Source organism: Plantibacter sp. Mn2098 (assembly GCF_049319745.1).
Lineage (GTDB): Bacteria > Actinomycetota > Actinomycetes > Actinomycetales > Microbacteriaceae > Plantibacter.
On sequence record NZ_JBMOUH010000013.1, the window covers coordinates 12,114 to 26,792 of the forward strand.

General features: G+C 65.3%; 12 protein-coding genes and 2 pseudogenes. 8 read left to right on the top strand and 6 right to left on the bottom strand.

All coding sequences use genetic code 11. The annotated features are described in order from the left end of the window. Positions 1–190 precede the first annotated feature (190 nt). A complete protein-coding gene (locus ACL9RL_RS18175; RefSeq protein WP_422781702.1) occupies positions 191–2,686 on the top strand; it encodes an excinuclease ABC subunit UvrA in 2,496 nt (831 codons plus the stop codon). Between the two features lie 54 nt (positions 2,687–2,740). On the opposite strand, the gene ACL9RL_RS18180 is transcribed toward ACL9RL_RS18175, so the two are convergent. Beyond that, complete coding sequence (locus tag ACL9RL_RS18180) at positions 2,741–3,652, bottom strand: LysR family transcriptional regulator (protein ID WP_422781703.1); 912 nt, start codon at positions 3,650–3,652, stop codon at positions 2,741–2,743. 52 nt (positions 3,653–3,704) lie between these two features. Between ACL9RL_RS18180 and ACL9RL_RS18185 the strand changes: the two genes are divergently transcribed. Then, positions 3,705–4,895 carry a TDT family transporter gene (locus ACL9RL_RS18185; RefSeq protein WP_422781704.1) on the top strand — a complete coding sequence of 397 codons (1,191 nt, stop codon included), beginning with the start codon at positions 3,705–3,707 and terminating at the stop codon, positions 4,893–4,895. Between the two features lie 689 nt (positions 4,896–5,584). Here the strand turns inward: ACL9RL_RS18185 and ACL9RL_RS18190 are convergent. Continuing rightward, positions 5,585–6,127: pseudogene (locus ACL9RL_RS18190) on the bottom strand (IS21 family transposase); the annotation flags it as partial. 213 nt (positions 6,128–6,340) lie between these two features. Here ACL9RL_RS18190 and ACL9RL_RS18195 point away from each other — a divergent pair. The 3 genes from ACL9RL_RS18195 (at position 6,341) to msrA (ending at position 8,306) form a co-directional block, all read left to right on the top strand. Then, on the top strand, positions 6,341–7,087 hold the full coding sequence (locus tag ACL9RL_RS18195) for an SDR family NAD(P)-dependent oxidoreductase (protein WP_422781705.1): 747 nt from the start codon (positions 6,341–6,343) through the stop codon (positions 7,085–7,087). A 194-nt stretch (positions 7,088–7,281) separates the two neighbouring features. Continuing rightward, on the top strand, positions 7,282–7,749 hold the full coding sequence (gene msrB, locus ACL9RL_RS18200; RefSeq protein WP_422781706.1) for a peptide-methionine (R)-S-oxide reductase MsrB: 468 nt from the start codon (positions 7,282–7,284) through the stop codon (positions 7,747–7,749). Continuing rightward, entirely contained in the window at positions 7,746–8,306 is a 561-nt protein-coding gene (gene msrA, locus ACL9RL_RS18205; RefSeq protein ID WP_422781707.1) for a peptide-methionine (S)-S-oxide reductase MsrA, read from the top strand. Before msrB ends, msrA begins: the two co-directional genes overlap by 4 nt. Positions 8,307–8,472: 166 nt before the next feature. On the opposite strand, the pseudogene ACL9RL_RS18210 reads toward msrA, so the two are convergent. Both ACL9RL_RS18210 and ACL9RL_RS18215 read right to left on the bottom strand, forming a co-directional pair. Next, positions 8,473–9,117, bottom strand: a pseudogene (locus ACL9RL_RS18210) (SDR family NAD(P)-dependent oxidoreductase). Positions 9,118–9,172: 55 nt separating this feature from the next. Beyond that, positions 9,173–10,363, bottom strand: a complete 1,191-nt coding sequence (locus ACL9RL_RS18215; protein ID WP_422781708.1) for an MFS transporter — start codon at positions 10,361–10,363, stop codon at positions 9,173–9,175. Between the two features lie 184 nt (positions 10,364–10,547). On the opposite strand from ACL9RL_RS18215, the gene ACL9RL_RS18220 reads away from it, so the two are divergent. From ACL9RL_RS18220 to ACL9RL_RS18230, 3 genes are all read left to right on the top strand, one after another. Further along, entirely contained in the window at positions 10,548–11,324 is a 777-nt protein-coding gene (locus ACL9RL_RS18220) for a helix-turn-helix transcriptional regulator (protein WP_422781709.1), read from the top strand. Positions 11,325–11,459: 135 nt separating this feature from the next. Then, positions 11,460–12,233 carry an SDR family oxidoreductase gene (locus ACL9RL_RS18225; protein ID WP_422781799.1) on the top strand — a complete coding sequence of 258 codons (774 nt, stop codon included), beginning with the start codon at positions 11,460–11,462 and terminating at the stop codon, positions 12,231–12,233. 90 nt (positions 12,234–12,323) lie between these two features. After that, the gene (locus ACL9RL_RS18230; RefSeq protein ID WP_422781710.1) at positions 12,324–13,010 is read left to right on the top strand and encodes an Atu4866 domain-containing protein; all 687 of its coding nucleotides are present in this window, start codon (positions 12,324–12,326) and stop codon (positions 13,008–13,010) included. A 106-nt stretch (positions 13,011–13,116) separates the two neighbouring features. Here the strand turns inward: ACL9RL_RS18230 and ACL9RL_RS18235 are convergent, their stop codons facing one another. Continuing rightward, a complete protein-coding gene (locus ACL9RL_RS18235) occupies positions 13,117–13,533 on the bottom strand; it encodes a cupin domain-containing protein (RefSeq protein ID WP_422781711.1) in 417 nt (138 codons plus the stop codon). 94 nt (positions 13,534–13,627) lie between these two features. Continuing rightward, a complete protein-coding gene (locus ACL9RL_RS18240) occupies positions 13,628–14,614 on the bottom strand; it encodes an alpha/beta hydrolase (protein ID WP_422781712.1) in 987 nt (328 codons plus the stop codon). Positions 14,615–14,679 lie beyond the last annotated feature (65 nt).

Below are 14,679 nucleotides of genomic sequence, written 5' to 3' on the forward strand. Positions count from 1 at the left end.
TTTCTGACATGTGTCAGACTACTATCGATGCGTTGCCTGCTCGTGCGCCGCGAGACGTCCCTCGCCAGAAAAGACTTGGCCTGCTCGTGCGAACAAATGCATGCGTGTCCTGGCGGTGGTCGTCGCGCGACCACAGGACTCTGTCGCTGAAATGCCGGTAATACCAGCGGGTGCCTTCTACGATGTCTGTATGTTGTGGGGCGAAGAGGTGCTGGTCCGCGGGGCGCGAGTGCACAATCTTAAGAACATTGATATCGAGGTGCCCTTGCGTCAACTTGTCGGCTTGACAGGCGTGTCTGGCTCGGGGAAATCCTCGCTCGCGCTAGGCGTCCTGTACGCGGAGGGCTCCAGGAGATATCTGGAGGCCTTGTCCGCATATACGCGCCGCCGTCTATCACAAGCGGCGCGCGCGGACGTCGACGCGGTCGACGGGGTACCCTCAGCCATCGCCCTGCACCAGCGACCGACCGTACCGACGGTGCGCAGCACCTTCGGTACCGCGACTGAGCTCCTCAACGCGCTCCGGCTGATGTACTCCCGTCTTGGCTCGCATCAGTGTACGAACGGCCATTACGTGCCGCCGAGCCTCGATGTTGCAGCGAGGGGACACCTCATCTGTCCGGAGTGTGGCGTGCAATTCGCTGCGCCGGGTGCGGAGTCGTTTGCGTTCAACGCCGAGGGCGCGTGCGAGGATTGTGCGGGAATCGGCGAGACCCGGCAGATCGATGAGACCGCGCTCGTTCCCGACCATTCCCTTTCGATCTCTGACGGTGCGGTCGCCGCATGGGGGTCGTTCGGTGCGAGTTTCATGCCTCAGGTCGCTGCCGAGCTCGGCGTTCGTATCGATGTCCCCTTTCGTGAGCTCACATTGAACGAACGAGACATCGTCCTGCACGGTGAGGAGACGACCAGACCCATCGTCGTCACGAGCAGAAGCGGCGGTGTGTTCGAACTGAACGCCAGCTACCGCAACGCCACCCGGGTCATCGAGGACGCGCTCAGCAAAGCCCAGAGCGAGAAAGGGATGGCACGGCTTGACAAGTTCGTGCGTGTCATGGAATGCCCCGCCTGCGGAGGATCCCGTCTCAATGAGCGCGCCCGCTCGACCACACTCGACGGTGTTCCGATCGACGAGACATCACGATGGAGTCTGGACCGCCTGAACGATTTCGTCCACGCGCTCCCTGACGCGGTTCCGTCGCAGCTGCGAACCATGGCGGATCGCATCGTCGAAGCGTTCACCGAAACCGCCTCCCGGCTTCTCGGCTTGGGCCTGGGCTATCTCTCGCTCGGGCGCGCGTCACGCACACTGTCCACGGGCGAGCTGCAGCGCGTGCAGATTGTACGGACCCTCCGCAGCAACACGACCGGAGTGCTGTACGTCCTCGACGAACCCTCTATCGGCTTGCACCCCGGGAACATCGACGCCCTCATCCAGGTCGTGCGCAGGCTAATCGAGACGGGCAACTCCGTGGTACTCGTCGACCACGACGTCCGCGTACTGCGACATGCGGACTGGCTCATCGAAATCGGGCCCGGAGCAGGCTCCCACGGCGGCGAGATCATCGCGACCGGTGACCTCGACGCGATCAGCGCGAACCCCAAGTCCCGCATCGGCGGATTCCTCACCGGCAGCGAGCCGGCCCTCGTCCAGGCCCGGGCATCGGACGGAACAGTCTTCGACCACGGCCGTATCCGACTACGGACGACGCCACGACACACTCTGCATGCACTCGATGCGCAGTTCCCCATCCGGCGCCTCACCGCAGTCACCGGCGTCTCAGGTTCGGGTAAGACGACCCTAGTGCTCGAGAGTCTCGCCGCGACCCTCCTCGCCCGATCCGCCGGCCGCCCCGTGCCTACGCATGTGGTGGAACTCGATGCGGGGAGCATTCGACGCACCGTCATCGTGGACGCAGCCCCCGTCGGGCGCAACGTGCGCTCGACCGTTGCCACTTACAGCGGTGTACTTGACGACCTGCGGCGCGCGTTTGGGGGGACGCCCGAAGCGGTATCGCGCGGCCTTGGCGCGGCGGACTTCTCCTACAACACCGGGAGCCTCCGCTGCCCACAATGCGAGGGAACTGGGCAGATTTCGCTCGACGTACAGTTCCTCTCCGACGTCGAAATCCCCTGCCCCGACTGTGCCGGAACACGGTACGGACCCGCAGCAGACGCGATCCTGCTCGACGGGCTCACGATGCCGGAAGCGCTCAAGCTGACCGTGGAAGAAGCGCGCACGAGATTCGCCAGGCTGCGGAAAATGCAGGCACGGTTGCGGACACTCGACGAGATCGGGCTCGGCTACCTCACGCTCGGGGAAGCAACCCCGGCCCTGTCCGGCGGTGAAGCGCAGCGGTTGAAGCTCGTCTCCGATCTCGAGCGGGAGCAGGACGGAACGCTGTTCATCTTCGACGAACCCAGCGTGGGCCTGCACCCGGCCGACATCAGAGTGCTCCTCGGCGTGCTCCAGCGCCTCATCGATGCAGGGGCAACGGTCATCGTCATCGAACACGACATCGACATGATCGTGAACGCGGACCACGTCATCGACCTCGGCCCGGGCGGCGGAGACCAGGGCGGAAGGATCGTCGCCTCGACGACGCCCGACGAACTAGCCCACACACCCGGAAGCCTCACCGGACAATACCTGAGCGAAGCACTCTCGCATCAAATGATGAACTAAGGAACGTCGAACGACTCAGAGCGAACGTGATCTGCAGACGACGCGCCTGACTCACTATCTCCGGGCGGCGATCGTCAACAGCTCCTGCGCCACGGCGGTCAGCAGAGTTCCGGGCATCCAAATGGCACTCAGGGGTCGAATGATCGCGAGATCTGTGATAGGAACCTGCACCACACGGCCGAGAACAAGGTCATCAGCGACCGCTAGCACGCTGAGGATGGCGGGCCCGGATCCGGCCGCGACAGTCGCTCGGATCGCTGCGTTGGATGGCAATTCGATCGACGCCGAATTGAGAGTCAGCGTCTCGGCCATGCCTCGCAATGCGCGTTCGAGGGCGAGACGTGTTCCCGATCCCACCTCGCGCGTGATGAGAGGAACGAGTGCGACCTCCGCAGCGGTGACCATTCGGCCGGGGCGCGCCCAGGCATGGCCCGGGTGGACAACGAGAACAAGTTCGTCTCGCGCGATCTGCCGCGACTCCAGATCGTCAGGAACATCCGGGGACTCGATGAACCCGACGGATGCGGAGCGTGCTCGGACGAGGTCGACCACGGTGTCGCTGTTGCCGGCGATCATCGAAACGGATGTCATCTCCTGGCGGGCATCGCGTTGTTCGCGGAGCCGCACGAGCCACTCCGGCAGCAGATGTTCGGCGATGGTCAGGCTCGAAGCGACGGTAATCTCCGCATCGACGCCCGCGCGCAGCGTCTCGATGGAACTGCGAAGCCTCTCCGATGCCGCGACGAATTCCTGCGCCCAGCCCGCGACCAGCAGGCCTGCGGGTGTGAGCGTGGAGCCGCGCGCCGAGCGTTCCAGCAGCGGTGCGCCAATCTGGCCTTCGAGGAGGCGGACACGTGCAGAGGCGGCCTGCTGCGAGATCCCGAGACTGTTGCTCGCCGAGGTCAGACTACCCCGCGCCCCGACCTCGAGCAGCAGTCGGAGAGTCATCTCGTCTGGGCGATCCACTCCTACTCCTTAGCATCAGGGCAACAACCACAGGTTGTGATGTGCCAATCATATGGCTCTCCCCCAGCCGTCCTGCGAACGTCAAGCTGGTTGTATGAGTCAACCTGTTACCGTCCCGTCGGAAGCCGCGCACGCTCGGCGTTTGCTGACCGAATTGGATCACCCGCGCCAGATCTTCTCGAACATTCCCCCGAACTGGTTCGCGTCGATCATGGGAACGGGCATCGTCGCCAACGCTGCTGCAACGCTGCCCCTTCAGTTTCCCGGTCTCCGGACCGGGGCGACTATCATCTGGAGCCTGGCCAGCATTCTGCTGGTAGCGCTCACCGCGGCGACGATCACGCACTGGGTCACCAATCCGAGCAAGGCCCGATCCCATCACCTCAACCCTGTGATGGCGCACTTCTACGGCGCTCCGCCCATGGCGCTTCTCACCGTCGGCGCGGGAGCCGTCCTACTCGGCAAGGACATTTTCGGCCTGCAGCTGGCAGTGAGCATCGACTTCGTGCTGTGGGGCATCGGCACTGTTCTCGGCCTGGTCAGCGCAGTCGCCATCCCCTATCTAACCTTCACTCGACATGATGTGGGAGACGATGCCGCCTTCGGCGGCTGGCTCATGCCTGTCGTCCCGCCGATGGTTTCCGCTGCGACAGGGGCGTTCCTAATCCCGTACGTGCCTGCGGGCCAGCTCCGACTCACGATGTTCCTCGCCTGCTACGCGATGTTCGGGCTCAGCCTCATCGCCTCCCTCATCGTCATCACACTAATCTGGTCCCGGTTGGCACACCACAAGACTGGCTCGGCCGTTATGGTGCCGACTCTCTGGATTGTTCTGGGTCCCCTCGGACAATCGATCACCGCCGTCACCCTGCTCGGTGGTGTCGCCCATCTCGCGGTCAGCGCGTCACTTGCGCACGCGCTCGGCTATTTTGGCCTCATCTACGGCGTCCCGATCCTGGGATTCGCGATCCTCTGGGCCAGCCTGGCCGTCGCCATCACCATCCGAACCGCCCGCGAGAATCTCCCGTTCTCCCTCACCTGGTGGTCGTTCACCTTCCCGGTCGGCACCTGCGTCACCGGCGTCACCGGCCTCGCCCTACACACCGGATCGACGGTCCTCACAATCGCCGCGATCATCCTCTACGTCGCGCTCGTCGCAGCATGGATCCTCGTCGCCAGCCGCACCATTCGCGGCAGCATCATTCGCGGCACCCTCTTCGCCGCCCCGCAATCGATTGTCTGACGCTGCGCCGCCCCCGCACTGCCGGTGACATCGCGAGATGGATCTCATGCCAGCACGGTGGTCGCGATATCCCCGAGGCGCGCCGTAGTGTCCGGATGGACGACCCGAGACGCCCGGGCGGGGATCAGGTCCGCCTTCGACGGCTGCCTTGCGGTTGTCTTCGGTGCCCTGACGCGCACGACGATGGGCGAGGCGGCCAGCAGCACACACGTCGCGGCAACTTGGTCGGGGGCCTGTATTGCGGTGCTGGCCTCTCGGCGTCGTATGCGCCGCATATACCGTGGGTGCAACTGAAGTGGTGTGCCGAGAGGTGTGCGTTCGAATGAATTCCAGGGCGGGCGGCTTGGCGACGAATCCACTGCACGTACGCGACCGACGGATCGGACGGTCGGCGCTCGAACTGCAGGTCGTTGAAGTCAAGTCCAGCAATCCGATGCGCGCCCGCATCACGACACGAGAATCCTGCGAGACTCTGTCAAGTTGAAGTGGCCCAAGGATGTCGCTCTGACCTGGCCCATGATCGGGCTTGGTCGGATTGCCATTTCGGTGGAGCCGCGATCGGTCCTAGGTGTTGCATCGTCACCATGGTCAGGTTGGAGAGCGAGGCTGGTCGACCGCGGCTGCGGCGACCTCCTCGGTCATCCCTCGCTGTCGGTGCAGGGTCGTGGTGATCGATGTGATGGTGGGGCTCATGTGTTCGTTGTTCCTTCTCTGTCATCCGTGGTCGGGTCGGTGAAAACGGGGCGGCGCTTCAGGAGCTCGTCATAGGCGGTCACGGTCGGTAGCGGCCGGGTGTCCGGCGGGAGGCCCGCGATCACCGCTGCCGGGTCGGTGAGCCGGCGTTGAGTGAGACTGACAACTCGTGGCTCACGCCCGGCCGGTTGATCAACGAGATGACGGCTTGAAATGGCCCCACCCGCGTGCAGGCGCGCCTCGACCGCGACGACGTCTGCGGAGACCGCACCGACGGTGAGCGCGGCCCGGATGCCGGCGATCACATCCGCTGCCCGCGTGCTTCGGTGCAGCAGAACCTCGATGAGTTCGCGGGTGCCAGCCGCGTCACCGTTAACGCTCCGGAACTCTTGCAACAATGCCTCGTGCGCTGAGGAGAACACGCCGGTGCAGCGAGCGTGAGTCAACGCGGTCGAGCCGAAGAACGCGCCAGGCTTGTTCCGAGCTGGACGTCGCTTCCAGCGGTCCTTAGCTCGTCGCGCGCCGTGCCGCGCGTGGACCGCCATGATCCGAGTGGCCGCATGGCCGGCTGCGGTAGGGGCACCTGCGTTCCCTGCACCCGCGCCGAAGCACTGCATTGGCGGGGAGGGACTCTCGATCCCCGGATATCCGCTCCTCTCGTGCCCGTGTCCGGCCGCTTCTACGGTGAGGAATTGAGCGGCGAACATTCCCGGTAATCCGCCGGTTGTGCCGCTCATGATGAAAGGAATCCCATGACTGACATGACTGGCAAGGTTGTCCTGATCACCGGCGGTACGCGAGGAATTGGTCGTTCCGTCGGCCTCGCCTTCGCTCGTGAAGGCGCCACAATCGTCGCGTCCTATACCTCCAACGAGGCCGCCGCCGTCGAGTACGGCTCCGAGCTGGAGGCGCTCGGCGTCAAGTACCTCACGGTACGCAGCGATTCCTCCCGCCCCGAGGAGATCCGTAGCCTGTTCGCGACGGCGAAGGAGACCTTCGGCCGGATCGATGTGGTGTTCTCGAACGCCGGTATCGAGCTGATCGACACCCCCATCCTGGACACCACCGACGCGCAGATCGACCTGCTGCTGAACGTCAATATCCGCGGCACCTTCTACACCCTCCAGGAGGCGGCCAAGGTGGTCGAAGACGGTGGGAGGATCATCGCGACCGGGTCGACGATTGCTCTGAACAACCCCGCGGGTGCCTCGCTGTACGGCGCCACCAAGGGTGCACTCAAGCCCATGGTCCAGGCCGTCGCACGCGAGGTGGCCGCGCGCGGCATCACCGCGAACCTCATCACCCCCGGCGTGGTCGAAGGCGCCGGAGTCATCCGCGACCTACCGCAGGAGACGATCGACGGCTACGCCGCTCTCAACCCCTTCGGACGTCAAGCCCGACCCGGCGACATCGGCCCGCTCGCGGTGTTCCTCGCCTCCGAGGGCGCCGCGTTCATCAACGGTCAGGCGGTCGCCGTCGACGGCGGTTCCATCATGTAACTCGTTGAGCCTCGGCCTGGGTTGCTGTCGGACCCGAACAGACAGGAACCCGGGTCGCCGTCCCGCCGGAGCACAGCCCCTGCCTGGTCGCGTAAGTCGCACACTTTTGGTCGTCGGATCGGGACCAAATCCTCCGGCTCGCGTGTTGTACCCAGTGACGCCGTAGCCAGCGATCGACCTCAGAAAGGATTCCCATGTCAAACGACTACCGCAAGACCCCCGAGGCACTCAGCAGCCTCACCGACGACCAGTACCGCGTCACCCAGAAGGACGCGACCGAGCCCGCGTTCCGCAACGCATACTGGGACAACCACGAGCCCGGCATCTATGTCGACATCGTCTCCGGTCAACCCCTGTTCTCCTCGACCAACAAATACGACAGCGGCACCGGATGGCCGAGCTTCACCAAGCCGATCGACGACGACGCCGTCACCACGAAAACCGACCGAACGCTGTGGATGATCCGCACGGAGGCACGTTCCGCCGGAGCGGACAGCCACCTCGGCCACGTCTTCGACGACGGCCCCCAGGATGAGGGCGGCCAGAGATACTGCATGAACTCAGCCGCCATGCGCTTCATCCCCGCCGCCGAGCTCGAGGATCAGGGCTACGGCGCCTACCGCGCACTCTTCACCGACGACACCCCGAAGGACTTGTCATGACCAGCGGACCCACCGACATCGGGAAGATCATCCGAATCCCCGGCACAGAGACAGCCGTCCTGGCCGGCGGGTGCTTCTGGGGCGTCGAAGACCTCATCCGCCGCCAGCCCGGCGTGCTGTCCACCCGCGTCGGCTACACCGGTGGCACGAACGACCACGCGACCTACCCTAACCATCCCGGTCACGCTGAGGCCGCGGAGATCGTCTTCGACCCCACTAAGACGACCTACCGCGACATCCTGGCGTTCTTCTTCCAGATCCATGACCCCTCGACCCTCAACCGTCAGGGCAATGACGTCGGAACCAGCTACCGGTCGGCGATCTTCCCCCTCTCTGCCGAGCAGGAGCAGATCGCCCGCGACACGATCGCCAATGTTGATGCTTCCGGGTTGTGGCCGGGGAAGGCAGTCACCACGATCGAACCTGCGGGCCCGTTCTGGGAGGCCGAGCCCGAGCACCAGGACTACCTCATCAATTACCCCGACGGGTACACCTGCCACTTCCCCCGCGCAGGCTGGGTGCTGCCTAGGCGCGCCGCCGCCCCGACCACCGCATAGCGAGTCCGGTCCGGCGAAGGCAGCGTCGCCCGTTCCCTGCGCAACGACTCCCCCGCCTTGTTGTGCCGTCTTATTGGGCGTTGAATCCGCCGTCGATGGGCAGGAGTCCGCCGGTGATGAAGGCGGCGTGGGCGGATGCGAGGAACAGCAGGGATGCGGCGATCTCTCACGGCTGTGTGATGCGTCCGAGCGGGTGCGCGGCGCCGAAGCTGCGGAGGTATTCCTGACTGTCTGGACGGATCGTGTTGAGAAACCCGGTGTCGACGACGCCGGGTGCGACGGCGTTGGCGCGGATGTCCAGTGGTGCCCCCTCGATCGCGGCTACCTTCATCAGTTGAGCGATGGCACCTTTTGAGGCTTAGTATGCCGACCGTGCGACCGTGGCGGCATAGGACGCGACGTAGAGGATCAGGCCGCCGAGTCCGGCGGCGCTCATCGTGGTGAAACCCTCTCGTGTTTGGAGGAAGCTGCCGCGGGCGTTGACGACCATGATTTGGTCCCAGTCGTTGGCGGTGGTGTTGGTGATCGGTTTGTTAAGGGTGCGGCGGGCGTTGCTGATCAGGAGGTCGAGGCGTCCGAAGCGATTCAGCGCCGTTGCATGTTTTTCGGCAGCAACCGTCTCGTCGGCCACGTCGCCGATCGCTGCGGTGACACGGTCGGGGTAGCGGTCCTTGGGTTCGGTGACGTGCGGTGAGAGGTCGTGTGCGACCACGCGGGCGCCGCGCTCGAGGAGAAGCTCAGTGGTGGCGAGGCCGACACCTGATGCTGCGCCGGTGACGATGGCGGCCCGGTCCTGGAATTCGGGAGGGATGGATTCGGACGTGGCGGTGTTCCGCTTTCGAAGGAGGGTGTTCGTCTGGGGCGTGTCAGGGCTGGCGGGACGTGAGCCCGTCGTCTGGAATGTGTTGGCGCCGCCTGCTGGGGAGGATGAAGGCTCCGATCAGGCCGACGGCGGACCGGGCGATGATGGCGCCTCCGAGTTGGAGGGCGGTGTTGGGCAGGGACGCGGCGAGTCCTTGGCGTTCGGGCGGGACGCGATCGGCGGCGATGAGGTTCAGGGGTGCGAACGGGCAGGCGAGCCCGAGGCCGTTGACGACCATGATCGGCAGGAAGACGGTGAGAAAGGTGGCGTGCTCGTCGATACGCAAGAAGAGGGCGTACGAAATGGTGAGGAGGATTGTGCCGGTGATCACCAGGGGCTTCGCCCCGATCCGTCCGGCGAGTCTGCCCATCGAAGGCGCGCGGTGGTCGCGATATCCCCGAGGCGCGCCGTAGTGTCCGGTGAGGAGCGGTGACCATTCCAGCGTGTCTTGCATCGCAAGGGTGCCTAGGAGCGCGAACCCGTTGTACGCGGCCCACAACGCTGCGATGGAGGCTCCTTTCCGGCGGTCCCGCGACGGCGCAAAAACGCCGGCGGCGGCAGCGGATTGGCGGTCTCTCGTTCGCGGATGCCGAATGCGAGAAGAAGCGCCAGCACGCGATGAGTATCGCCAGGAACAGCGGGTTGGTCCAGCCGACGCTGGCTCCGTCGGAGAGGCAGACGGCAAACCCGAGGGTGACGAGGAGTGCCCCGGGGTGTCGAGTGGTTCCCGGGCACTGGCTTGCGCAGGCTGTGGGATCACTCGTGGCGCGAAGATGAGGACGGCGATCGCGAACGGGATCGGCAGAGCGAACGCGAGCCGCCACGAGACTTCCGTGACGAGGCCGCCGATGAACCCTGCCGCGCCGGCGGTGGCGAACATTCCGATCGCGCGGCCGCGTTCCTGCGGTTTCGTCCACAGATTCGTGATGAGGGAGAACGCCGCGGGAACGAGGAATCCGGCGGCTACGCCCTTGATGAGGCGGAACACGATCAGAATTGTCGCGTCCGGTGCGAGCGCGGCGAGCAGGCCCGCGATGCCGAACACGGCCACGGAGGCAAGGAACACGCGGCGGCGATGAGGTTCAGTGGCCCGGCCTCCGAGCAGGAGGTAGCCTCCGTTTCCGAGGAGGTAGGCGGACACGATCCATCCCAGCGTGCCGGTGGAGAGGGCGAACTCGCTCTGAATGGAGGGCAAGTCGAAAGGGTCATGTCTCCACTCTGGGATCGCGTGTCCGATTGTCCCAGGTGGCCTGTTCCATAAGCGCAGCGCGCCCTGGAACGCTCACGGAAGAGAGCCCTATCGTGGAGACATGCCCGTGACACCGCTCAGTCAGTTCCTCACGGCGCGACGGGCGCTCGTCTCCCCGGAGCAGGCCGGAATGACCGCGTCCGGCGTCCGGCGGGTGCCGGGGCTGCGACGCGAGGAGCTCGCGGTGATCGCTGGTGTCAGCAGCGACTACTACACGAAACTCGAACAGGGTCGCGAGACGCATCCGTCCGCGCAGGTTCTGGATGCGCTGTCTCGGGCGCTGGATCTTCACGATGACGAACGGCGGCACCTGTTCCACCTGGTCGATCTCGTACCTCCGCCCCTGCACGGGATGCCGCGCCCGGAGGTGTCACGAGAGCTGCTTCAGCTGATGGACGCGTGGCCCGCGACACCCGCCATGGTGCTGTCGGACACCCTCGACGTACTCGCCCGCAACCAGCTCGCCAGGGGCCTCTATTCGGGTTTCGAGATCGACGACAACCTGCTGCGGATGACGTTCCTCGACCCGGAAGGGCGGCGGTTCTACCTTGACTGGCAACGGGCAGCGGAGGCATCGGTCGCGAACCTTCGATCGACCGCGGGCCGACGGCTCGATGACCCCGCCTTGGTGGCGCTCGTTGACGAGCTCAGCAGCGGGAGCACGGAATTCGCTGGGCTGTGGCATCGGCAGACCGTGCGTGGCAAGACGCATGAGGCGAAGCAGTTTCACCACCGACAGGTCGGGCCGATGACGCTCGACTACCAGGCGTTCGATGTGCGAAGCGCCCCCGGGCAGCAACTCGTGGTCTACCAGGCTGAGCCCGGCAGTCCCAGCGCCGAAACGCTCGCACTGCTGGGCTCCTTGGCCGCCACGCAGCAGCTCGCGGACGCGCCGGAGAAGCGCTGAGGCACCGGGCCAATCAGGGCATCACAGAGTCGCGCTTGCGTATTCTACGAGCTGCGGTGACGCGCAGGCAGGGCGCGTCACTCCCAGGCGCAACGCGACCTCCCGGGGTGACTCGTGGAGATCGAAACTGGGGTTATGACTACGCACGTTGATCCCGCCGCCAGCACGACAGCATCCGAGACCGACACCTCAAAAGTTGTGCTCGTGACCGGGGCGAGCAGCGGGATCGGCGCGGGAATCTCCCGTCGGCTCTCACGCGAGGGGCACCACGTGATCCTCACCGGACGCCGGATCGAGCAGCTCGAGGGCATCGTCGCCGAGCTCACCGGAGAGGGACACCGCGCCGAGGCGCGTACCCTGGACGTCACCGACCGGGGCGCCTATTCCGCGCTGATCGCCGAGGTGATCGCGACCCACGGCCGCCTCGATGTGCTTGTGGGTAACGCTGGGGTGATGCTGCTCTCCCGGTTGGAGTCGCTGCTGGTGGATGAGTGGGACCGCATGTTCGATGTGAATGTGCGGGGCCTGTACAACGGCATCGCCACGGTCTTGCCGCACTTCCGCGAACGAGGATCGGGGCACTTCGTCACGATCGCGTCGGTCGGAGCGCACCAGGTCGTGAACACGTCAGCGATCTATGCGGCGACGAAGTACGCCGCTTGGGCGCTCACCGAAGGGCTCCGGCAGGAGTCCGACCCCTCGATCCGTGTCACCACCATCTCTCCCGGCGTCGTGGAGAGCGAGCTCGCCGAGCACATCACCGACCACTATGCGGCCGGGCTCATGACCGATTACCGAGCCGCGGCGATCTCACCGGATGCCATCGGCCATGCCGTGAGCTACGCGATCAGTCAACCCGAAAACGTCGACGTGAACGAGATCATCGTCCGGCCTACCCGGCAGCGCTGATCTGTCTGTCACAGCGTTTCGCGCCATCATTTTGGAAGGGGATCGCATGACAGAACACCCCGCGCTGCTCCGACCGGAGACACGTTCACGATGACCGCCCTCGAAGCCCGCACCCTCATCGTGCGCGACGCCCTCCTGCACGTCACCCGGTCGCGAACGATACGCGGCGACGTTGTAGCGGCAGACGGCGTGCTGACCCAGGTCGGATCCAAGCAACAGATCGATCTGTGCGACGGTCTCGTGCTTGAGGCTTCTGGCGCCTCCGTGGTCCCGATCCTGATCGACAGCGCGATCGATGCTCAGGGTCGCGGAACCGATCTTGAGCTGGCGATCGGTCGGTCCGCTGTCTTCGTGGTCATCCGTGGCACCGTGCCTACGTCGCGCATCGGTGAAATGCTCATCGTCAACTCGAGAGACGTCCTTGCGGTCGTCCTGGAGGACCGCGTTGTGACGTGGGACGGTCTCGTCGCCGGTCCGGGCGATCCCAGTCCGAATTGGGTGGGAGCGTGGACGGACGCTCGCCGAGGGATGACGCAGTTCCTCACTCAGGACGGTCGCTACTCCGAGACCCGTGGTGGCCACACCGATGCGTATACGGGGCGTTTTTGGGCACACCGGCAATGGGTTGCGTATCTCGACGACACCGGATTCTGGGCCTTCGGGCAAAAAGCGGAAGGCGCTCTTTACCACGGCGGGTTCGTCCTGCGACGCACACCGATCCGACCGTCGCTCGAACCGTTCCCGTCTAAACCGAAGAGAAGCTGTACTGACCCTTGACCCCCTTCGTGCGTTCTGTGAAGTTTCGAAGCCTGCCGGCCTGCGAAGAGCGGTGCCACTCGGCTCGGGTTTTGAGCGTCGTGAGGAGGAGAAGCTGAGCCGCGGCTCAGGAGCGGAGGGCAGCGGCGTACTTCTCTTGGGTGACTGGTTCAGCCCCGGTTCCCTCGCCGCCGTCATCTTCTTCCTCGATCACGGCGATATGGGCGAGGAGATGGGTATCATCGGCGCCGTGCCAGTGCCATACGCCGGGAGCGCACACCGAGGTTTGCCCGGCGGTGAAACGTTCGGGCGCGGTGCCTCGTTCCTGCGTCAGCAGAACGCCGTCCGTGACGTGGATGGTCTGACCGCGGTGATGGCAATGCCAGACCGTCCTCGCACCGGGCTCGAGGTACGCCTTCACCAGCCGGACCCGGGAAAGGGCGATCCCGGCGCCGAGCAGTTCGATCCAGGCGCGAACGATCATGCGTTCCGCCGGTACGTGGAGGGTCTCCGCCTTGCGAAGTTCGAAGTGGTCGCTGCTCATCGCTGTTGTCCGTTCTGACTTGTCGTCGATTTCCGCGATGGGACGGCTTGCGGGGCGGGGCCGGTCTCGGCCCCGCCCCGCTCCACCGAGCCTGCTAACGGAGGTAGTGCGTCAGGTCGGCCGCCGCGTGGCGGAAAGAGGCCTTGACGCCGCCGACGTTCTGGATGGGGGTGAGCGCCATCCAGTCGTGGATGAGGCCGATGTACTCGACGGTGGCGACCTCGACGCCGGCCTCGGAGAGCTTGCGGCCGTAGGCGATGCCCTCGTCGCGCAGCGGGTCGTTCTCGGCGACCATGATGACGGCCGGCGGGAGGTCCGTGAGCTGCTCGATGCTGGCCTTCAGCGGGGCCGCGTAGATCTCCGCGCGGGCCTTTTCGGTTGGCGTGTAGGTGTCCCAGCCGAACTTCATGAAGGACTGCGGCAGGAAGCGGCCGTCGGCGTAGTCCTGGTAGGACTGCGAGTCAACGTTGGAGTCCAGCGCTGGGAAGAGCAGCAGTTGTGCCTTCAGCGCCGGAGCGCCCTCTTGAGGGTGGTCTTTGACGTAGAGGGCCAGCGCCGCGCTGAGGTCTCCGCCGACGCTGTTGCCGGCCACCGCGATACGGGAGGCGTCCAGGCCGTTGGCGACGCCCTCACGGCCGATCCACTTCAGTGCCGCCAGCGATTGGCGCAGCTGGGTGGGGTAGATGGCGTCGGGGATGGGTGTGTACTCAACGAACACGACGGCGTAGCCGGTGGCGACGGCGAGGTCACGGGACAGTCCCTGGTGGTTGTTGAAGTCCCCAGCGATCCAGACGCCGCCGTGGAGGAACAGGATCACCGGAAGGTCACCGGTGGTGCCCTCGGGACGCTGGATGTAGATCTTCACGGCCACGCCGTCGACCTCGATGTCCTTCTCTTCGACGGTGACACCAGAGATGTCACGGTGGGCGGCGTCGGCGATGGTGGCGAGGGTGGAGCGGACCTGGTCGCCGGGCAGCACCCAGAACGGGGAGGCGTTCTTGTTTAGCTCGGCGAGGAAGGGGCGGATGCCGGCGTCGATGCGCGGGTCGGTGGCGGCGTCGGGGATCTGGTTCGTGCTCATTGTCTTCAACCTTTCGTGAGGTTCCGGGAAGTTCTGCAGCCCCGGAAGGGGATCCTTCCCGGCGG